General features: G+C 41.7%; 13 protein-coding genes and 1 pseudogene. 6 read left to right on the forward strand and 8 right to left on the reverse strand.

The window, feature by feature from the left end; genetic code table 11:
* Nucleotides 1–180 precede the first annotated feature (180 nt).
* On the reverse strand, nucleotides 181–1,134 hold the full coding sequence (locus ACMFL8_RS03995) for an acyltransferase (RefSeq protein ID WP_189586591.1): 954 nt from the start codon (nucleotides 1,132–1,134) through the stop codon (nucleotides 181–183).
* A 1,396-nt stretch (nucleotides 1,135–2,530) separates the two neighbouring features.
* Between ACMFL8_RS03995 and ACMFL8_RS04000 the strand changes: the two genes are divergently transcribed.
* Both ACMFL8_RS04000 and ACMFL8_RS04005 read left to right on the forward strand, forming a co-directional pair.
* A complete protein-coding gene (locus ACMFL8_RS04000; protein ID WP_413190143.1) occupies nucleotides 2,531–7,996 on the forward strand; it encodes a beta strand repeat-containing protein in 5,466 nt (1,821 codons plus the stop codon).
* A 59-nt stretch (nucleotides 7,997–8,055) separates the two neighbouring features.
* Nucleotides 8,056–11,949 (forward strand): beta strand repeat-containing protein, encoded by a 3,894-nt coding sequence (locus ACMFL8_RS04005; protein WP_413190144.1) that lies wholly within the window; start codon nucleotides 8,056–8,058, stop codon nucleotides 11,947–11,949.
* A gap of 349 nt (nucleotides 11,950–12,298) precedes the next feature.
* Here the strand turns inward: ACMFL8_RS04005 and ACMFL8_RS04010 are convergent, their stop codons facing one another.
* Both ACMFL8_RS04010 and ACMFL8_RS04015 read right to left on the reverse strand, forming a co-directional pair.
* Nucleotides 12,299–12,577, reverse strand: a complete 279-nt coding sequence (locus ACMFL8_RS04010; RefSeq protein ID WP_010199082.1) for a peptidylprolyl isomerase — start codon at nucleotides 12,575–12,577, stop codon at nucleotides 12,299–12,301.
* Nucleotides 12,578–13,187: 610 nt separating this feature from the next.
* Nucleotides 13,188–13,619 carry an Lrp/AsnC family transcriptional regulator gene (locus ACMFL8_RS04015; protein ID WP_020443938.1) on the reverse strand — a complete coding sequence of 144 codons (432 nt, stop codon included), beginning with the start codon at nucleotides 13,617–13,619 and terminating at the stop codon, nucleotides 13,188–13,190.
* A gap of 168 nt (nucleotides 13,620–13,787) precedes the next feature.
* Between ACMFL8_RS04015 and ACMFL8_RS04020 the strand changes: the two genes are divergently transcribed.
* The 3 genes from ACMFL8_RS04020 to ACMFL8_RS04030 all read left to right on the forward strand — a co-directional run bounded on the left by ACMFL8_RS04020 (nucleotide 13,788) and on the right by ACMFL8_RS04030 (nucleotide 17,599).
* Nucleotides 13,788–14,894 (forward strand): ornithine cyclodeaminase, encoded by a 1,107-nt coding sequence (locus ACMFL8_RS04020; RefSeq protein WP_413190145.1) that lies wholly within the window; start codon nucleotides 13,788–13,790, stop codon nucleotides 14,892–14,894.
* A 246-nt stretch (nucleotides 14,895–15,140) separates the two neighbouring features.
* The gene (locus tag ACMFL8_RS04025; protein ID WP_413190146.1) at nucleotides 15,141–16,100 is read left to right on the forward strand and encodes an arginase; all 960 of its coding nucleotides are present in this window, start codon (nucleotides 15,141–15,143) and stop codon (nucleotides 16,098–16,100) included.
* A 95-nt stretch (nucleotides 16,101–16,195) separates the two neighbouring features.
* Nucleotides 16,196–17,599, forward strand: a complete 1,404-nt coding sequence (locus ACMFL8_RS04030; protein ID WP_413190147.1) for a YjiH family protein — start codon at nucleotides 16,196–16,198, stop codon at nucleotides 17,597–17,599.
* 364 nt (nucleotides 17,600–17,963) lie between these two features.
* On the opposite strand, the gene ACMFL8_RS04035 is transcribed toward ACMFL8_RS04030, so the two are convergent.
* Complete coding sequence (locus ACMFL8_RS04035) at nucleotides 17,964–18,881, reverse strand: EamA family transporter (protein ID WP_413190148.1); 918 nt, start codon at nucleotides 18,879–18,881, stop codon at nucleotides 17,964–17,966.
* Between the two features lie 148 nt (nucleotides 18,882–19,029).
* On the opposite strand from ACMFL8_RS04035, the gene ACMFL8_RS04040 reads away from it, so the two are divergent.
* Complete coding sequence (locus tag ACMFL8_RS04040) at nucleotides 19,030–19,485, forward strand: Lrp/AsnC family transcriptional regulator (protein WP_413190149.1); 456 nt, start codon at nucleotides 19,030–19,032, stop codon at nucleotides 19,483–19,485.
* An 89-nt stretch (nucleotides 19,486–19,574) separates the two neighbouring features.
* On the opposite strand, the gene ACMFL8_RS04045 is transcribed toward ACMFL8_RS04040, so the two are convergent.
* The 4 genes and pseudogenes from ACMFL8_RS04045 to ACMFL8_RS04060 form a co-directional block, all read right to left on the reverse strand.
* Entirely contained in the window at nucleotides 19,575–19,997 is a 423-nt protein-coding gene (locus ACMFL8_RS04045) for a transposase (RefSeq protein WP_413190150.1), read from the reverse strand.
* A 38-nt stretch (nucleotides 19,998–20,035) separates the two neighbouring features.
* The gene (locus ACMFL8_RS04050) at nucleotides 20,036–20,815 is read right to left on the reverse strand and encodes a transglutaminase-like domain-containing protein (protein ID WP_210541451.1); all 780 of its coding nucleotides are present in this window, start codon (nucleotides 20,813–20,815) and stop codon (nucleotides 20,036–20,038) included.
* A 58-nt stretch (nucleotides 20,816–20,873) separates the two neighbouring features.
* Nucleotides 20,874–21,184, reverse strand: a pseudogene (locus ACMFL8_RS04055) (hypothetical protein); the annotation flags it as partial.
* 354 nt (nucleotides 21,185–21,538) lie between these two features.
* Nucleotides 21,539–21,760, reverse strand: a complete 222-nt coding sequence (locus ACMFL8_RS04060; protein ID WP_413190151.1) for a hypothetical protein — start codon at nucleotides 21,758–21,760, stop codon at nucleotides 21,539–21,541.
* Nucleotides 21,761–21,784 lie beyond the last annotated feature (24 nt).

Consider the following 21,784-nt stretch of genomic DNA (forward strand, 5'->3'; position numbering starts at 1 on the left):
GCTAAATCTTGCCAAACAGCTAGTTAATATTCTCTGCGCTGTCTCTTTCTTGTATTGACCTAACTATAGTCATGCTCTAACCACCAAGCATGCTTTTTGACACCCCACTCACTTTTTTAATGTGGGGGTCAAAGTATCAAAATATATAAGCCTTATTTATTAACTTTTCTATTGATTGGTTTAGACGTCAGGACGGTTATCAAATTCAGCCAGCATAGCGCTAATACGCTGATCTTTTTGATGCCACATTTCCTCTATCCAAGCAAACATTTGCGCCTTGATGGCCTCATCATTCTCATAACCACCGTTTTTGACTGCATCAAATAGTGCATCAGGTATCTCGACATGTCGCACGTCGACACCCAAACGCTTAATGTTGCCCTTCCACAGATCACTATACGTCGGCACCCCGTCAGGATAAACGATGGTCATATCCAAGATGCCATCCATCTCTTTACCCAACGCATTGATCGCCAATGAGAGACCACCCGCGCGAGGCTTGAGCAGATGCTTATAAGGTGACTGCTGTTTGTCATGCTTGTCTTGGGTAAAGCGCGTCCCTTCTAAATAGTTCAATAAGGTAAAGGGTTTGTCTTTGAGGAGGGCGCACGCGCGTTTTGCTTCCTCAATATCCTTACCTTGTAAGGCTGGGTTTTTAGCAATCGCTTCTTTAGAGTGCCGACGCATCATAGGAAAGTCTAAAAAGTAAAAAGCTTGACCAATGACAGGAATATATATCAGCTCAAACTTGGTGAAAAAGCGCGTCAACGGTAAGCGATTTTCACTAATATATTGCACGATACTGGTATCTACCCATGATTGATGATTACTCATCAGTAGGTACTTGCCTTGCATATTGACGTCATCAGGTAGGCTGATACGCCAGTCTTTCTCCGGTAAGATATTATCGATTAAAGCGTTATTACTGTTTATCCAATAATTGGTCACTTTGATCATCGTGTCATCAGCGATCGCTGCACCGGTCACGACTTTGGTAGCACCCATCAGCCATACGGGTAGCGCAACGATTAAGCTATTACCAGCAAGCACACCTGTCGCCGTTGCAAGCGAGGCGACTTTGCCCAGTTTAGGGTTGCGTTTGTGCATTTTTTGCATGAATGATGACAGTCGCATGTTAAATCCTTTTATTCTACTAACTGATAATGACTCCAGTTCACTGAACGCTCGTTAACCATAGTCGGTTTAATATAGTTTGGATACAAGGAAGGCAAGGGAAAGTACTACAAATAGTAGACTAAGCGAGCCTGACACCGTATCTGATTTATAGAGGACTGACCATATTTGGTTTTTATGAGCGTATAAACTGGAATTGAGAAGATTCGACCTATCATTATCCACTTGTTGGCGGTGTTTTCTAGCGTTTTTGAGTAATTTCTAACGCCATTGACTCAGTAAATAAAATTGGAACACCATTTGTGTACCAAAATAAGCTATAAATTTTTGTTGACCCGCTATTTAACACTGTTTGGCAAGATTTATCTATGTTTGGCTCATGTAGTCGTTTCCGTTCAGATTGAGTACACGTCCTAACGCGCCCCGAATTGTCACAGTAGGCATCATCAATGACTCGAATGCATCTATTGACACCTGCAACAATCTTGTTAGATTTAAGATGTTAATAGATAACATACTTGATAAGGATATCACGATGATAAACAGGATCACTCATGCTTAATCTAAAAAGACTAACGTTAACCACCGCTATCATTATCCGTTTTCAATCAAGCCGTTCAAAACACTAAGATGCCATAAGATGCTGCTGGCGTACTAAGGGACTTCTTACCCACACTTCAATACTTTACTAAGGCTGAATTTTAGGCGTTAAGTTTTGATGCTTATACGTCGTAGGCTATCTGCAGTTCTAAAGATTTCAGCACAGACCCCTAATATATTTCGGTATAACTCTATACCGTGAGAACAATGGCGATGCGATATGGTTAATTTGGTGACCATCTCTAAAGGCATTCTACCGCCATCGAATTGATCTAAATCAATGGTTTGCATCCTAATTTCAGGAGTGTTGTGAGAGCGGTGAATCTTAAATAAATAGAGAACCAAGATTTTTCCATTAGAGAGAATCATACTTTTATGATGGCTGACGATGTAGAGATATAGTCGCTTGGCGCTTGAATCAACATGCGAATAGCACCTTTTTAAATTTCAGATATGTGGTTCTGTCTTTTTATGGCCATATTCTGTCAGATCTAATAGATATTCGATTATATAAATATATGCTTGCAATGTTTACAAAACAATAATAATATTACATAGTCACTTAGTTTCAATTACATTTAAACAACTTTTATTTACATCATCAAAAAGCCCTATTTAAAGATGTAATATTTTTCATATCGGTACAATTTATTCAGCATTTTCTCAAATAATTTTCTGTAAACCCCTATATGAACTATCTATCAAGCATGTGAAAAAATACGAAATTTGTTTGCAAATTCAAAAATATTTTTGTTCCATGCTGTAATGAATTCCTATTTAAAATAGAGTATTTATCATGATGAAGACAACTAAAACACCTATTTTACAAAGAACTGCTCTCATAATTGCAATGAGTGCAGTCAGTTTTCCATCATATGCGTTAGGTCCTCTTGATAATAGCTACGAATACTTTGATGAGGGTCAGGTCATTGTTAGTAATCGTGATCGGATCACTGCAAATGAAGCTCAAACACAAACTAACACTAATGAACTCAATACCAACCGGCCTTATATAGATCAGTTAATAGACAGTATAGACAATCCACCAGCACCCGTAGTTGTGCCAGATGATCTGCCAACTGCACCAGTAGGTGGTACGGCTCCACAGTCTACAGGATCAGGGCCAGGGCCAGGGTCATCAGGATATTCAGATAGAACTAATAGAAAATGTTCAGAAACTATTGATAATGAAATTCGTACTCTAGAATATACTCAGATAGGTGTTGATTTAGCTGCAATAGCTGTAGAAGCAGCTGGTGAAGCAATACAGGCGTTACCTTTTGGTGCCGGGGCTGGCGGTTCTATTCTTGTTGTTGGCTCACTAGTGACTCAAGCAGCAGGTATTGCACTTGGATTTACTACACTTGCATTGGATGCTGATGCCGCAGATGCGCCGTCATGTGGGCAGGAGTTCGTCGGTGATGTCGAGGTAACAGAGGGTGCAGCTGTTGTTGTTGAAAATAGAGCTGGTACTTCATCAGTATCATTAGGTCCTGATGGAGCAGGTAACCTACAATCGGGAGTGTCTATTGGTGGTGGACAGATACTAGGGGCTGGTGACAGTAACAATGGAGATGCCGCGACAGCATCAGACCCAACAGCGATTGCCATCGGTAATGGTTCTCAAGCATTAGTAGCAAATAGTACCGCTATTGGAGAGAGCGCCATAGCAAGCGGTGCAAATTCAAGCAGCTATGGCGCACAGTCTCAAGCAACGGGTGGAAACAGCACTGCAATTGGACGAGATGCGCAAGCGACCAATACAAATACGACAGCAGCTGGTGTGAGTAGTAGAGCGACAGGTTCAAACAGCACAGCAACTGGACAAGGTGCACAGGCGACCAATACAAATACGACAGCAGCTGGTGTAAGTAGTAGAGCGACAGGTTCAAACAGCACAGCAAACGGACAAGATGCACAAGCTACCGCCATCAATACAACGGCAACCGGTGTGAGTAGTAGAGCGACAGGTTCAAACAGCACAGCAAACGGACAGGATGCACAGGCGGCCGCCATCAATACAACGGCAACCGGTGTGAGCAGTAGAGCGACAGGTTCAAACAGCACAGCAAACGGACAGGATGCACAGGCGACCAATACAAATACGACAGCATCTGGTGTGAGTAGTAGAGCAACGGGTTCAAACAGCACCGCAAACGGACAAAACGCACAAGCCACTCAAGAAAATGCAACGGCAATGGGTCAAAACGCACAAGCTACCGCTGTAAATACAACAGCAGCTGGTGTGAACGCTCTGGCAACGGGCGCAAACAGCACAGCAAATGGACAAGACGCACAAGCCACCAATACAAATACGACAGCATCAGGTGTGAGTAGCAGAGCGATAGGCTTAAATAGCACAGCAGCCGGACAAGATGCACAAGCTACCCAAGAGAATACAACGGCAACCGGTGTGAGCAGTAGAGCAACAGGTTTAAACAGCACTGCAACTGGACAAAACGCACAAGCCACTCGAGAGAATGCAACGGCATTGGGTCGCAATGCGAAAGCCACCGCTGTTAATACAACAGCAACTGGTGTCAATGTGAAGGCAACTGGTCTAGAAGCCACCGCCACCGGTTTTGAAGGCACGGCATCAGGATCTTATGCGACCACCTCAGGTAGTAGAGCCATTGCTTCAGGATTTGGCTCAACAGCAAATGGTGCACAAAGTGAAGCAACGGCAGACCGTACTACTGCAATAGGTTACGACAGTGTGGCGTTGGCTCAAAACAGTACAGCAGTTGGCGCAATTGCTCTAGCGACAGGTTTAAACAGCACCGCAACTGGACAAAACGCACAAGCCACTCAAGAGAATGCAACGGCGTTGGGTCGCAATGCGAAAGCCACCGCTGTTAATACAACAGCAACTGGTGTCAATGTGAAGGCAACTGGTCTAGAAGCCACCGCCATCGGTTATGAAGGCACGGCATCAGGGTCTTATGCGACCACCTCAGGTAGTAGAGCCATTGCTTCAGGATTTGGCTCAACAGCAAATGGTGCACAAAGTGAAGCAACGGCAGACCGTACTACTGCAATAGGTTACGACAGTGTGGCGTTGGCTCAAAACAGTACAGCAGTTGGCGCAATTGCTCTAGCGACAGGTTTAAACAGCACCGCAACTGGACAAAACGCACAAGCCACTCAAGAGAATGCAACGGCGTTGGGTCGCAATGCGAAAGCCACCGCTGTTAATACAACAGCAACTGGTGTCAATGTGAAGGCAACTGGTCTAGAAGCCACCGCCATCGGTTATGAAGGCACGGCATCAGGGTCTTATGCGACCACCTCAGGTAGTAGAGCCATTGCTTCAGGATTTGGCTCAACAGCAAATGGTGCACAAAGTGAAGCAACGGCAGACCGTACTACTGCAATAGGTTACGACAGTGTGGCGTTGGCTCAAAACAGTACAGCAGTTGGCGCAATTGCTCTAGCGACAGGTTTAAACAGCACCGCAACTGGACAAAACGCACAAGCCACTCAAGAGAATGCAACGGCGTTGGGTCGCAATGCGAAAGCCACCGCTGTTAATACAACAGCAACTGGTGTCAATGTGAAGGCAACTGGTCTAGAAGCCACCGCCATCGGTTATGAAGGCACGGCATCAGGGTCTTATGCGACCACCTCAGGTAGTAGAGCCATTGCTTCAGGATTTGGCTCAACAGCAAATGGTGCGCAAAGTGAAGCAACGGCAGATCGTACCACCGCAATAGGTTATGACAGTATAGCGTTGGCTCAGAACAGTACCGCAACCGGCGCAAATGCTCTGGCAACAGGCGCAAACAGCACCGCAACTGGACAAAACGCACAAGCCACTCGAGAGAATGCAACGGCATTGGGTCGCAATGCTATTGCTAATGGTACCAACTCATTATCTGTAGGAGCGTCTAACGAGTCTTTAGCGAATAGAACGATAGCGGTTGGTTCTAATAATATCGTTGAAGCAGCAAGTTCATCGACCATTGGACAGTCTAATATTATAAAAGCTACGAGTCCTACCACTACTAGCAGAGCAGTAAATAATACTGTGGCGAACAGCCATGCACTTGGAAATAATAATATTATCAACTCAAGTGATACATTTGTTTTGGGTTCTAATATTAATAACACAGGGCAAGTTGATAACGCTGGTAACGCCATACCAATAAGTAATACAGTCAAAAACTCAGTCTATTTAGGCAACAATACGGTTGCAACTACAGGCGACAAAGTGGGAACACAGTTGTTACAAAGTAGCGGACAACAAGGCAATACGACGACTGCTGGAAACACTGGCAGAGTGGCCAATACAGTAATAGGTAGCATCGATTACAATAACTTTGCAGCAAGTACGGCAAACGGTGTTATATCAGTAGGATCAGCCAATAATGAACGTAGAATTCAAAACGTAGCAGCTGGTGAAATATCCCAAACCTCCTCAGATAGTGTCAATGGTAGTCAGTTATATTCTGTTGCGATGAATACCTCACTAAATAGAGATATTGCACTTAAAAATCAGAGTGATATTGCTGCGGCCAAAGTTGAAATCGATGATACCAAAAATGCTTTAACCACCGCTAATACTCTTATTTCGACAAATACGGCCAACATTGCATCTAATGCGACTGATCTAGTCACTGTTAAGTCCGCCACTTCTAAAAATACTAATGATTTAGTGACAGCCAATAATGCAATTTCTCAAAATACTAGCTCGATCGCTCAGTATGCAAGTGCTCTTGGTACTATCAACACAAGTGTGTCCGACAATACAAGTGCATTGACCACGGCCAACGCAGGTATTGCCAAAAATACTGATGATTTAGTAATAGCAAACGCGGGGATTGCCAAAAACACTGGTGATTTAGTAATAGCAAACGCAGGTATTGCTAAAAATACTGGTGATCTAGTAACGGCCAATAACGCGATTTCTAGCAATACGAATATCATTTCACAAAACGTGGGTAAGCTCATTGTTATTGAGTCTGAAGTTTCAAAAAACACGAATGACTTGATCAATGCCAACACCAAGATTTCAAAAAATGCTGATGACTTAATCAATGCCAATACCAAGATTTCGAAAAACACGGATGATTTAGCCAATGCTAATACCAATGTTTTGAAAAATACGGATGACTTAATCAATGCTAATACTAAGATTTCGAAAAACACAGATGATTTAGCCGACGCTAACACTAAGATTTCGAAAAACACAGATGATTTAGCCGACGCTAACACCAAGATTTTGAAAAATACGGATGATTTAATCAATGCCAATACTAATATTTCAAAAAACACAGATGACTTAATCACTGCCAATACTAAGATTTCAAAAAATATAGATGATTTAGCCACTGCCAATACTAAGATTTCGCAAAATAAAGGCGATATCCTGAAAAATAGTGAAAACTTAGTGACAGCGAACAGTACGATAGCTAAAAACAGCAATGATATTTTGAAAAATACAGAAGATTTAGTTAGCGCAAACAGTGGTATAGCTAAAAACAGAGATGATCTAATAACAGCAAATACAGTGATATCTCAGAATTCAAATGATATCTCAAGTAACAAAAATGATTTGAATGTGGCGAATGTGGCTATCGCTAAAAACAGCGATAACTTAATAACAGCAAATACAGCTATTGCTAAAAACACAAACGATTTGGTCGATACGGCTGCTAACGTTGCTAGTCTAGATTCAGTCGTTCAGCAGAATACTACTAAGATATCTAAAGGAATTACATTTAACGATGGTACAAATAGCACTACACATCAGTTAGGCGATACGATTGCAGTGAAGAGTACCAATCAGAATGTATCTGTTCAAACGACAAGTGAAGGCATTAGTGTAGGACTAAGCAACGACATTCAGGTAAATAGCATTCAAATCAATAATGGTCCTAGTCTATCCAACAATGGCATAAATGCCGCCAATAGCAGAATAACCAATGTATCTCCAGGTGTTAATTATAATGATGCTGTGAATGTTGGACAGTTATCAAAAGTGTACGAATACTCACGTGAATATTCACGACAAGGTGATGAAATTGCTTACAAAGGCATAGCGATGTCAGCGGCCTTATCCAACGGTTCAGACGCAGTGGCTAGACCTGGTCAGCTGTCAGGTATGATCGGAGTAGGAAACTTTAAAAGCAATACTGCCATGGCAATTGGCATAACATATTTGAGTAAGGAAAGTAATTATAAGCTAACAGGAGGGTTTGCATATGCTGGAAGTGATGACATCTTATATCAGGGTGGGCTTGCTTTTGCGATAGGTCGATAAAACATTCTTTTAACAAAACATTTTTAATATCTAATTAAATAATTCAGAGAGGGAATATTATGCAAACCAATTTTCAGCGTAAGCTTTTAGCCATAGCCATTACTACAGCGACCGGCGCACTATTTATGTCACCAGTTATGGCAGCTGGTACTGTTAATACAATACAATGTGGAACGGGACCAAATCAGACAGGGGCAACGGACTGTTCTAGTAGTTCCGATTTAAATTCGGACTTGGTTATTACAAACACTGGTACTAACGGTGGTTCCCTATCGGTAGCAGGCGCTACTGACTTAGGTACCACATTGGATGTTGCTGGTACAACCACGACAAATGGTATTAGTAATACTGGTAATATCACTACCGGTAGCCTTACTACGACTGGTACTACGACTAACAATGGTGCCACGATTAATAATGGTACTACGACTAATAATGGTGCCACTATTAACAATGGTACTACGACTAACAATGGTGCGACTCAAATAAATAACACATTAGGTGTTACAGGCCAATCCACCACTAACGGTATCGGTAACACAGGTGATATAGCTAACTCAGGCGACATCACTAACGGTGGCAATATCGCTAACACAGGTACTTTAACGAATACTGGCGCTACTGAACTACAAGACACGCTAAGTGTTGCGGGCCAATCGACTACTAATGGTATCGGTAACACAGGTGATATAGCTAACTCAGGCGACATCACTAACGGTGGCAATATCGCTAACACAGGTACTTTAACGAATACTGGCGCTACTGAACTACAAGACACGCTAAGTGTTGCGGGCCAATCGACTACTAACGGTATCGGTAACACAGGTGATATAGCTAACTCAGGCGACATCACTAACGGTGGCGATATCGCTAACACAGGCACGCTAACCAATACTGGCGCTACTGAACTACAAGACACGCTAAGTGTTGCGGGCCAATCGACTACTAACGGTATCGGTAACACAGGTGATATAGCTAACTCAGGCGACATCACTAACGGTGGCGATATCGCTAACACAGGCACGCTAACCAATACTGGCGCTACTGAACTACAAGACACGCTAAGTGTTGCGGGCCAATCGACTACTAACGGTATCGGTAACACAGGTGATATAGCTAACTCAGGCGACATCACTAACGGTGGCGATATCGCTAACACAGGCACGCTAACCAATACTGGCGCTACTGAACTACAAGACACGCTAAGTGTTGCGGGCCAATCGACTACTAACGGTATCGGTAACACAGGTGATATAGCTAACTCAGGCGACATCACTAACGGTGGCGATATCGCTAACACAGGCACGCTAACCAATACTGGCGCTACTGAACTACAAGACACGCTAAGTGTTGCGGGCCAATCGACTACTAACGGTATCGGTAACACAGGTGATATAGCTAACTCAGGCGACATCACTAACGGTGGCGATATCGCTAACACAGGCACGCTAACCAATACTGGCGCTACTGAACTACAAGACACATTAAGTGTTGCAGGCCAATCTAGCACCAATGGTTTGGATAACACCGGACTGCTTGCTAACACTGGTAATTTAACCAACTCAGGCACGCTAACCAATACTGGCGCTACTGAACTACAAGACACATTAAGTGTTGCAGGCCAATCTAGCACCAATGGTTTGGATAACACCGGACTGCTTGCTAACACTGGTAATTTAACCAACTCAGGCACGCTAACCAATACTGGCGCTACTGAACTACAAGACACATTAAGTGTTGCAGGCCAATCTAGCACCAATGGTTTGGATAACACCGGACTGCTTGCTAACACTGGTAATTTAACCAACTCAGGCACGCTAACCAATACTGGCGCTACTGAACTACAAGACACATTAAGTGTTGCAGGCCAATCTAGCACCAATGGTTTGGATAACACCGGACTGCTTGCTAACACTGGTAATTTAACCAACTCAGGCACGCTAACCAATACTGGCGCTACTGAACTACAAGACACATTAAGTGTTGCAGGCCAATCTAGCACCAATGGTTTGGATAACACCGGACTGCTTGCTAACACTGGTAATTTAACCAACTCAGGCACGCTAACCAATACTGGCGCTACTGAACTACAAGACACATTAAGTGTTGCAGGCCAATCTAGCACCAATGGTTTGGATAACACCGGACTGCTTGCTAACACTGGTAATTTAACCAACTCAGGCACGCTAACCAATACTGGCGCTACTGAACTACAAGACACATTAAGTGTTGCAGGCCAATCTAGCACCAATGGTTTGGATAACACCGGACTGCTTGCTAACACTGGTAATTTAACCAACTCAGGCACGCTAACCAATACTGGCGCTACTGAACTACAAGACACATTAAGTGTTGCAGGCCAATCTAGCACCAATGGTTTGGATAACACCGGACTGCTTGCTAACACTGGTAATTTAACCAACTCAGGCACGCTAACCAATACTGGCGCTACTGAACTACAAGACACATTAAGTGTTGCAGGCCAATCTAGCACCAATGGTTTGGATAACACCGGACTGCTTGCTAACACCGGCAATTTAACCAACTCAGGTACGCTAACGAACACTGGTGCAACTACCTTACAAAACACGCTAAGCGTGGCAGGTCAAACGACTACGAAAGGTATTGCTAACACTGGTCTACTAGCCAACACAGGTAACTTGACCAACTCAGGTACGCTAACAAACACTGGGGCAACTACCTTACAAAATACGCTAAGCGTAGCGGGTCAAACGACCACGAAAGGTATTGCTAACACTGGTCTACTAGCCAACACAGGTAACTTGACCAACTCAGGTACGCTAACAAACACTGGGGCAACTACCTTACAAAATACGCTAAGCGTAGCGGGTCAAACGACCACGAATGGTATAGCTAATACAGGTGCTATCAGTACAGACAGTCTGACTACTACTGATTTTACAGCAACAGGTCAAACGACTACTAACGGTATTGCTAACACCGGTCTTCTAGCCAACACTGGTAACTTGACTAACTCAGGTACACTAACGAATACTGGTGCAACTACCTTACAAAACACGCTAAGCGTGGCAGGTCAAACGACTACCAATGGTATTCGTAACACCGGTCTTCTAGCCAACACTGGTAACCTAACCAACTCAGGTACTTTAACGAATACTGGTGCGGCTACATTAGGCAATACGCTAAGTGTGGCAGGTCAAACGACTACCAATGGTATTCGTAACACAGGTCTGCTAGCCAACACAGGTAATTTAACCAACTCAGGTACTTTAACGAATACTGGTGCGGCTACATTAGGTAATACGTTAAGTGTGGCAGGTCAAACGACTACGAACGGTATTGCTAACACAGGTGCTATCAGTACAGACAGTGTGACGACGACCGATTTGACAGCAACAGGTCAAACGACTACGAACGGTATCAATAATACTGGTGATATAAATACGACTGGTAACCTATCAGTAACGGGCACTGTGACTGCCAATGAGTTAGTTCTAACCAATACTTTTAGACCTGATGATATCAGTACGCAAAACTTAGATACGCAAACCCTAGAAGTATCGCAGTCACTCACTGTTAGTCAGGGTGCTGCAGTTAATATGGGCGGTAACGTGGTACGAAATGTAGGCGCAGGTCAGCTCTCTGCTACTTCAACTGATGCCGTGAACGGTGGTCAATTGTTCCAAAGTCAGGCTGAAGCATTTGGTTATACAGATCGTGAGATCAATGCATTAGAGGATCGTCAAAATAAGGCAATAGCATCATCATTAGCATTTGCTGGTCTTAAGTATTCAGACGTTCCAGGTAAGTTTAGTGTTGGCTTAGCAGGAGGTACTTGGTCTGGTGAGACAGGCTATGCGCTAGGGGTTAACTATACGACGCTAGATGGTAAATTTGGATTAAATAGTGCTTTCGGTGGTAACAGTGGTGATCAAGGTGGTAATTTAGGTTTATCATTCCTTATCAATTAATAGTTATATTTATTGATTGAATAGTTGTGCTTAGGATGTGATTCAAGTACGAATTTTCCTTCTACAGCGCACACTTTACAGACAAAAAAAGCCCCAATCTTAAGATTGGGGCTTTCTGGGTTTGGTAAGCATAAGCAGACTCGAAATGCTGACCTCTACTCTGTCCATAATATCTTAGATGATAGTTAGCGGGGCTATCGTAGATAAGTAAAACAATCTAGGATAGCCTCTTATGTTATTAGCTATGACACTGACATTAGATTGTAAGTTGTTTTAGATCATATATGAGTCAGGACAATGTTTAAGGCATCTTTCAGTCAGCTACCATTTAGAGCTCCAGCGCTAGTGCTTACGTCCTGTAAAGCACTTTAACCACGTGCCAGCCAAATTTGGTTTTCACTAAATGTGGGGTGAAGAGTTCGCCGCTGAAGCAGACTTTGTCAAATGGCGGTACCATGTCACCTTTTTCAAACTCACCTAAGCTGCCGCCTTTTTTACCTGATGGGCAGGTTGAGTGTTTTTTAGCCAGTACATCAAACTTGGCGCCTTTTTTGAGCTTGGCAATAATGTCTTCAGCCTGCTCTTTGTGTTTTACTAAAATATGCAATGCGCTAGCTGTACGAGCCATAATGTAAACCTTTCATAAAATATCGATAATTGGGGCATTATATCACTACTTACCTTGGTTGCTAACGGTACTTGTATGTCCTGCATCATCAAAAATCATTGCCTACACAGGCGTGACTATATGGATGAGAATCGGTGCCTCTTGAATATCGCTGTCAGTACATCACAGTATTGTTTTTATTGCTTATTCTCTGCGTATAACTGATAAAAATATGAAGCGTATTACCTGTATTCATGCGCATTCAAATTAAATTCACTGATAATGAAGGTCATACACTTGCAACTGTACCTTTAAAAAATTGTACCTTTAAAAAAAGATACGAGTCTTTATTGGGTTGCCAGTACTGAAATATATTTTAAATAGTCAACGGTGAATCGCCCCGATCATTGAAGAGTAGGAGTTTGAGAGGTCTATACTTTAATGATTACCTAATAACCTAGTCAAAAACCATCAAGCCAATTGAGTAGATTCAGATGTACACTAATTCAATATAAAAGCCTATACCCATTGGAATTACGTGGGCTACAGCCAAAGGCTCAAATCCTCATTAGGGAATTGCATCCTTAGAGCGTGACTGACACCGTATCCAATTTATAGAAGATTGACTATATTACAGACTCGAAAGCAGAACACTGGTTTCGCTATTAAGAATGCCGTCAATTTCTCTTACTTGACGCAGTACTTCATCAAACTCTCTCAAGCTTGTGGTGTGTATCTCTGCTACCAAATCCCACGCTCCATTGGTCGTATGTAGCTTGATGAGTTGAGGGATACCCCGCAGTTTCCTAATCACTTGTGACGTAGACTTTCCTGTTACTTCAATCATCATCATTGCTTTGACGGTTTCTTTGTCTAGTGCCTCATGCACTCGAATCGTAAATCCTAATATAGCGCCGTTATGCATCAGTCTATCCAATCTGTTTTGGATAGTGGCACGAGAGACTTTGAGTTTTTTAGCAAGGTTTGAGATGGTTGCTCGACCATCTTGTCGAAGTTCAGATATCAGTTCGCTATCTAAAGAATCATAAGTGTAATACGCCATAAAAACGCTTCCTTCATTGAATTTTGACATTATGATAAGTAATATCTAACAATATGTCAAAAATAGGTCCATATTTAATAACTTATTGACATTTTAACTGACAATTATAGTTGGTAGGATATTAATTGTCGGTTCAATAAACAATATTCATGAAAAGGAACAGCATTAATGTCTAAATTTATCGTACCACCCAAGGAAGGGGTTCCATTCGTTAGTGTACAAGCGATGGCTAAAATGATTCATGATTATGGTGTTGAGCAATGTATTACAGATCTAGTGGATGCTTTAGAAAAAGATTATCTTCGTTGGGATCAATTTGAAAAATCTTCTCGCTTTGCTTCGCATTCCAAAGACGGCGTCATCGAGTTGATGCCAGTAAGCGATGGAGAGATGTTTGCTTGCAAATATGTCAATGGTCATCCAATCAATACCAAACGAAACTTGCAGACCGTAGCAGCGATGGGTATCTTGTCTGACGTCGAAAATGGCTATCCTATTTTGCTGACAGAAATGTGTATCCTGACGGCATTACGTACGGCTGCCACATCAGCTATGTTGGCCAAACATTGTGCGCCAAAAGGCGTTACAAAACTGGCGTTAATAGGAAACGGCGCTCAGTCTGAATTTCAAGCATTGGGTATGAAAGCCATAATGGGTATCTCAGAAGTTCGTTTGTATGATGTTGATCCAGCGGCCTCGCAAAAAACGGCTGATAACCTTTCAGACTCAGGTTTGAACATCATAGTTTGTCGCACGTTAGAAGAAGCTGTTTTAGGGGCAGAGATCATTACTACCTGTACGGCTGATAAAACCAATGCCACTATCTTACGCGACGATATAATTACAAAAGGTGTTTATATCAATGCGATAGGCGGTGATTGTCCTGGTAAGACAGAGCTGGATAGCAACATATTAATGCGAGCAGATCATGTGATTGTGGAGTTTGAGCCTCAGACACGCATTGAGGGAGAGATCCAAAATCTATCAAGCGACTTCCCTGTTACTGAGTTTCATCGCATCCTCAAAGGTGAAGTGCAAGCTCGAACGTCAGATGATGATCTAATCGTGTTTGATGGCGTTGGGTTTGCATCAGAAGACTTTACAGCTTTGGTATTTTTGCGTGACTTGATCAAAAAGCAGGGAGGATATGAGATTTTAGATATGATCCCTCAGCAAGCTGACCCTAAAAACCTATATTCGGTAGTGAAAGAGCATAGCAAAGATAGCAGCATAGTGACGAATGAAGCTGAATCGGTGGCTGCGGCTATGTCGTAAGTGATTAATACAATCGCTATTGATACAACAGTAATTAGTGCAAAAAAATGATAAGCACTTCTCATTTTGTGTAGCGTTTAAAATCTGCATCATTTTTTAACTTTATTTATGTCTGGCAGAGCTCTTGGACAGTTATGGATATGTTTATTTTTTAAATCTATCTGCTAATTTTCAAGAGCTTTAATATATAAAAATGAATTTAATTTAAATGATGTAAAAATTATTTTATTTAATAGAGACAAAATCATGACTGATATGATGAAAAATATAAGAATAGTAGAAGTTTATTCAGATATTGCAGGATATAAAAAAGGCGCCTCTCTAGGCATTGATGCATTAAAAGAATCATCGAAAGAGCTTAATGCAGATTATTTTGAAAAATTGCAATTCGACAGTATTGAGGATGATAGTAATAGTGAAGGGGAATCACAATTTGCGCATGCAAAATATGCTGATGTGATTGAACCGATTATCTCTAAGTTAGCACATAAAATAAAAGATATAAGAAATGAGAATAAATTCCCCATTGTTTTAGCTGGAGATCATTCTAGCTGCGCAGGAACGATGCATGGCCTAAAAATGGCGCATCCTGATGCTGAAATTGGTGTGGTCTATATAGACGCACATGCTGACTTTCATTCACCCTATACCAGTGGATCAGGCAACATGCATGGTATGCCTTTGGCCATGGCGTGTGCCATTGACAATCTAGAATGTCAGCGCAATGAGCTTTCTGAAAAAGAGAAAGAGTATTGGGAAAAATTAAAATTCATGGCTTCTGATGAACCCTCAATCAAGCCAGAAAATGTGGTCTTTTGTGCCGTCAGAGATTATCAAGAAGAAGAGATGGATTTAATTAGAAGACATAAGATCCCTTTATATAGCGTTGCTGAAATCACTCAAAAAGGTATCAGCTCTACAGTAGAGGAAATCTTTAAGAAACTAGAATACTGCGATCACATTTATGTCTCATTTGATGTTGATAGCGTTGACCCTTTGTATGTACCAGGAACCGGTACGCCTGCAATGAATGGCCTGTCATACGAACAAGCCATGCAACTTAACATAGAGTTAATCAAAAATAAGAAAGTATGCTGTTGGGAAATGGCAGAAATTAATCCTTTGTATAACAATTCAAAAGATGACTCAACCAGAATATTTAAAATTTTAGAAAAAGTGACACAGTCTCTTTTAAAGAATTACTAATATTAAATATTTAAAATAAGTTAAAGCATCTAGCCTAAATATATGTATTGCAAATATTTAGGTTAGTTAAAAAATGGACTGCGAGTAACAATAATATGGACATTATTAAAGCTAGTTCTTCAAGTCAAGATGTTAGCAGTATCAATATCAAACAATTTTTAAAATTCTTTATACCCTCTATAATAGGTTTGATGCTTTTCGTATTTCCAATTCCCTATGTAGATGGTAAGTTTGTATCATATGCAGAAGGATTTACCATTCCTATCTCTGTGTTAAAGGATTATATACAAGGTTACATGGGTGATATTTTACCATTGCTTGTTGTAATCTCAATTATGATTACACTGTGTTGTACGTTGTATACTAAAATCATGAAACCTTCATTGATTTTGAATAATGCGTTTTTAAACAACTTACTGAACGTCACAACCCCTTGGCTTATTATTAGAATGCTTGGTGCGTTTTTTGTTGTCGTTACCTATTTCAAATTTGGGTTTGAGGCAATATATTCAGACAATATTGGCGGCTTAATATTATATGAACTAATGCCAATACTTTTTATCGTATTTTTCTTAGCTGGATTATTGCTACCATTACTACTTGATTTTGGCTTATTAGAGTTTTTTGGTGTTTTATTAAGTAAAGTAATGAGACCTTTATTTGGTTTGCCCGGTAGGTCCTCTGTAGATTGTTTGACATCATGGTTGGGTGATGGAACGATTGGCGTATTATTAACTGATAAACAATTGGAAGGTGGGTTTTATACCAAAAAAGAAGCGGCCGTTATTGCTACCAGCTTTTCAGCAGTTTCGATTACATTCTGTTTGGTTGTCATCTCTCAAGTTAAACTAGAAACTTACTTTCTCAATATGATTGGGGTCGTGGCTTTATGCGGGATCGTTTGTGCTTTAATAGTACCAAGATTACTGCCTTTATCTAGAATTGAAGATACGTATGTAGTAGAAAACAGTGATAGAGATCATGAAACCATCCCTGAAGGAAAAACATTATTTACCCATAGTTTGCATAAAGCCGTTCACAAAGCAGAAAAAAGTCCAAGCTTTTCTACTTTCTTAAAGGATGGGTTAAAAAATATTTTGGATATGTGGATCGGAATACTGCCGGTCGTTATGGCAATCGGGACGATGGGCTTAATCGTTGCAGAAGAAACACCTGTATTTGATTATTTAGGTATGCCGTTTATTCCCTTCTTAGAGTTATTGAATATACCTTTTGCAGCAGAAATGTCAAAAACCATTATGGTCGGTTTTGCCGATATGTTCTTACCTGCTATTATCGGCTCTTCAATAGAATCAGAATTAACTCGGTTTGTCATCGCTTGCTTGTCAGTATCTCAATTGATCTATATGTCGGAAGTAGGCGGATTGATTTTAGGAACAAAGATTCCAGTTAGTTTCTTACAGTTATTAGTGATTTTCCTATTGAGAACTATTATCTCATTACCGATTATTGCACTATGTGCTCATATGATTTTTTAATATGTCTCGTTCTAAAATAGATTGATGGTTTTCAATGAGCCAGATGCCTTACGCATCTGGCTTTTTTGTATTAAGCCGAGCATGAATAACTCTCATGTATAGTCAATCCTATATAAATCAGATACGGTGTCAGGCAGCTTAATTCTATTTATTAGGTGTCTTAAGTTTGGGAGGGTTACCTGGGCACTGTAGTACACATATTCGATGAAACTCCTCCCGTATACTTACTTTATACTAAGGCATGTTAGCAATTCGAATAATAGTAATCTAACTGGTATAGAGGTGGCTAAATTCTGCCAAACAGTGTTTGACGGTAGTTTATTTCTTTTTTATCTTCATCTTTAAAATGAGGACATGTCGTTATTTATTTCGCTCGATTAGACAAAATGACGCCAATTGTGCTTAACGCTATGCCGCATATCATTGCGATTGATAAGGCTTCATGAAGTACCAACGCTGCGAGTAATGCGGTTAATCCGGGAGAAAGCGAGCCAAGTAACAAAGAGCGAATCGAACCAAGTTTATTGACCGCATAAGAAAATCCAATGGTTGAAATGACACCAACACCAATGCCTTGTACTAAGATAAAAGGTAGGGCATCGTCAAAAGAAATCACCCCTAGATTTGTCTTCAAAATACCAGATAGTACCATCACTAATGTCACAAAGAATGACGTATAAGAAAGTACGATAGCAACAGCTATTGGACTCAATTTCGTATTTTTTAAGCCTAAAGTGTAACCCGCCCAAACCAGACTCGCTATCAGTAAAAAGGCTGCGCCATGTAGAAGACTGTCAGGTATGGACCTTGCATTCCCGACAATCATAGTGGCTATGCCAAAGAGAATAAGAAGAAATGCCAAAAATTTACTTAACGAGATCCGTTGGCGATAAAAAATAAAGGACAAGAGTGCAGCAAAAAATACTGGTGTGCCTGTCAAAATAGTACCAACATAAGCTGCAGGAGCAGTGCTCGCGCCAAAAGTGGCTAGCAAGAGAAAAGGAACACCGCCAAGCATAATAAACGTGATGTCAGACCACCTAATATTTTTGATTTCATTCAAACTAGACAATACCCATGGCGTCAATAAAAGTAGGGGCACGCTAAATCGAATTAACATGACATCAGCAATGCTTAACGACGACGCACCAACAGCTCGAACAGTTAATGCAAAGCCTGACCAGATAAATAACACAATAATCATAGCCATATAGCCTTTCATTAGCGGCGACATTATGAATAAGGGTTTTTTACGTGGTGAGGACTGAAATACTGTATTCATATTGATTTCTTATGCTTGTACTTAAAAACCAATTATCAATCAAAAGCCACGCCTTTATCTCTGTTTATTGATTGCAATTTCATAGTTATTTGATGGATAATGCTAAATAACTGTAAAATTTTGGCTGAAAACGCTAGAGAGGTAATTTATGGATAAGATTGATCGCCATATTTTGGAAGTGCTTCAAAAAGAAGGACGTTTATCAACGGCTGAATTAGCCGAGCGAATAGGGTTGTCACCCTCACCTTGTGCCAGACGCTTGAAACGCTTAGAAGATGAGTTTTATATAGAGGGCTATCAGGCAAACGTAAACAAAGCTAAAGTTGGTATTACGATGAGCTTTTTTGTAGAAGTTAGTCTGAGCAATCATCAAGAAGAATCAATTATAGGCTTTGAAAAAGCGTTATCTGAGATGGATGAGGTGATTAATGGACATGTTGTTTCGGGTTCTTACGATTACTTATTAGAGGTGGTAAGCCCAGACCTCAACGGTTATGAAGAATTTACTCGTAAGCTACATAAGCTTACTAGCGTTAAAGACATACATACCCACTTATCAGTTAGACAAGTAATCCATAAAACGACGTTGCCCACTTTTATGTGATATTTTTTAAGTGCAATTCAGTTCGCTAAACTACAATGTCAATTGAGATATTCTGAAGAAATTGTAGAAACTAACATGGGAGGTTTTAATCAGACAACTCGATCATAATGACCCATGCTGTCGATTTTATAGTCATTAAGTTCATATCTAACACTAGCAGTTTGATACCTGTATAGTGCACCGAACATATACTGATAAATCATTGAACGAATATACCACTTTGAAAATGGATTTAGAGATTGAATAGGGATCAGTCCTAAAAAGGCAGTAGCCTGAGACGCTTTAGTAAAGTTTTTATCGTGCATGAGAGACAACATCTGTCTTGAGACAATAATACCAACGCCGTTACTCGTTTGTAGCAGATCTTGGTCTTGCTTATTCTTGGACACGCAACATGGTATGCCTACCGTGTCCTTGATTCGTTGAACAGAGACCTTGTTCCATAGGGCGAAGAGCGCGAAACCGATTGAGCAAGACCACTGCCGCCTCCCTTCTGTTATGGCGGCGGTCATTGTCTTAAACGCAGGTCCGCATGCCTAGGGTCAGGATTCTAAGCTTGTCTGGTTACGGATACCGATTGATTGACAAACTCCATGGATCCGAACGAGGTTAAGAACGCGACGCTGGAAGCGTCAGATCCAACACCGATGCGTGCCATCGTGTCGGCATCTGCCATGCCGGTCGGATCAATGAGGTGCCAGCTTCCCCCGAGATAGACTTCGGCCACGGCATGGAAGTCCTGTGGCGTCACATCGGGCGCATAAACACTCGCGAACCTAGCGGGTATCGACGACGCACGCGCTAGTGTCACGAGAACATGTGCGAAGTCGCGGCAGACGCCCTGACGTTGAACAAAGCTGTCGAGCGCGGTGGTTTGAGCGTGGCTCGATCCGGGCACATAGCTAAACGCCGACTCAATCCAATCACGCATCGCGGCAATCCGTGCGCCGCCGGCGAGATCGCCAAACTCGGCGTCCACGAAGGCTTGGAACTCGTCTGACGGGCAATAGCGAGACGGCATCAAATGTTTGATCGTCTCTCCGGGCAAAAGGTGGAGTGGCGTTTGGGGCAGTGCCGATATGTCCAAGATAGGACGGTCAACGGCAATTTCTGCGATGTAAGTGCAGCTAAAATCCCCTTCGGCGCGGATCCAAATCCGCTCTCCTATGCCATCATCGGCGGCGACCCGTGAAAAATGCGCAACGTCTGATGTCCAAATCTCGGTCGAACGCACCCGCTGATCCACAAGATCGGCAGCTTCAATCTGAAGCAAAAGGTCCATCGGCTCGGAGAGCCGATAATGGAGTTTAACGTTAAGTTTCAGGATCATGTTCGAATTCCCTAAGGGTAGTGATCTGGCGGGCTATATCGGAGACTGTTTACTTAAGTCAATCAGCAATGCCTGACAGGGCTAAATTATCATAATACCGCTTTTCAAACTCAAAAGGTGAGACATAACCAATTGCACTATGCAGTCGGGCTTTATTAGACCTGAGAAACGTTAAAAATCGATTAACTATCGATTTAGCTTTGCAAGACGAGAGTGTGCTCGAAGTGCCACCCATTCAAGGGTTGCCAGTTCAACATCGTTCACCCCATGCCACTGCTCTTTTAGGTACTCAATCACCTCAGACTTATATAGCCCGTTGATGATTTCAGCCAAGGCATTATCGTATGAATCGCCTGTTGTGCCACTTGAGAGTGTTTTAAATAATTTAGGGTAGATGTGAGTTAGTACTTTATATTGCACTAGAAGGAAGCGGGACTAGATGGGATGAGTTGGGCTAAGATGGGATAGGAAGCCTTTAGTTACGGGAGACGCGCGGAAAGCTTGATGAGTTTGATTGGGTTATTTAAATGAAGGGCGTTTGGACTTTATTCTGCACTAAACGGTTGGTGCAAATTGACGTTAAGAGATGTTTGTAAGTTATTCTGCACTAAATAGTGCCCACAGCGGGATAGTATAGATAAGGTTTGCTAGAATTGTTTTTTTGGCTAGTATTATATGTTTTGCTAGAATTATTGGGTATCTATACTATTTTGTATCGGCGCGTTAGTGGCTTAAGAAGCCCATGGCAAGGTCTAACAGTTCTGCTGCATTGTCAGTATTACAATTTAGACTGATAGTTTTACCAGATGGATCGGTAAGGGTTAGGCTGGTCGAAGGGTTGGGATGGACATGGTTGCTTAGTAAAGTGGCTATGTCCTTTTTTTGTGCCTGTAAATCACCTGTATGGCACGGCTGACTTACTTTTGGAAACGGTAAGGTCTTCATATGTCCTCCTGCTGCTGGTTGATG

This window comes from Psychrobacter sp. AT9, from assembly GCF_047272965.1.
GTDB lineage: Bacteria > Pseudomonadota > Gammaproteobacteria > Pseudomonadales > Moraxellaceae > Psychrobacter > Psychrobacter glaciei.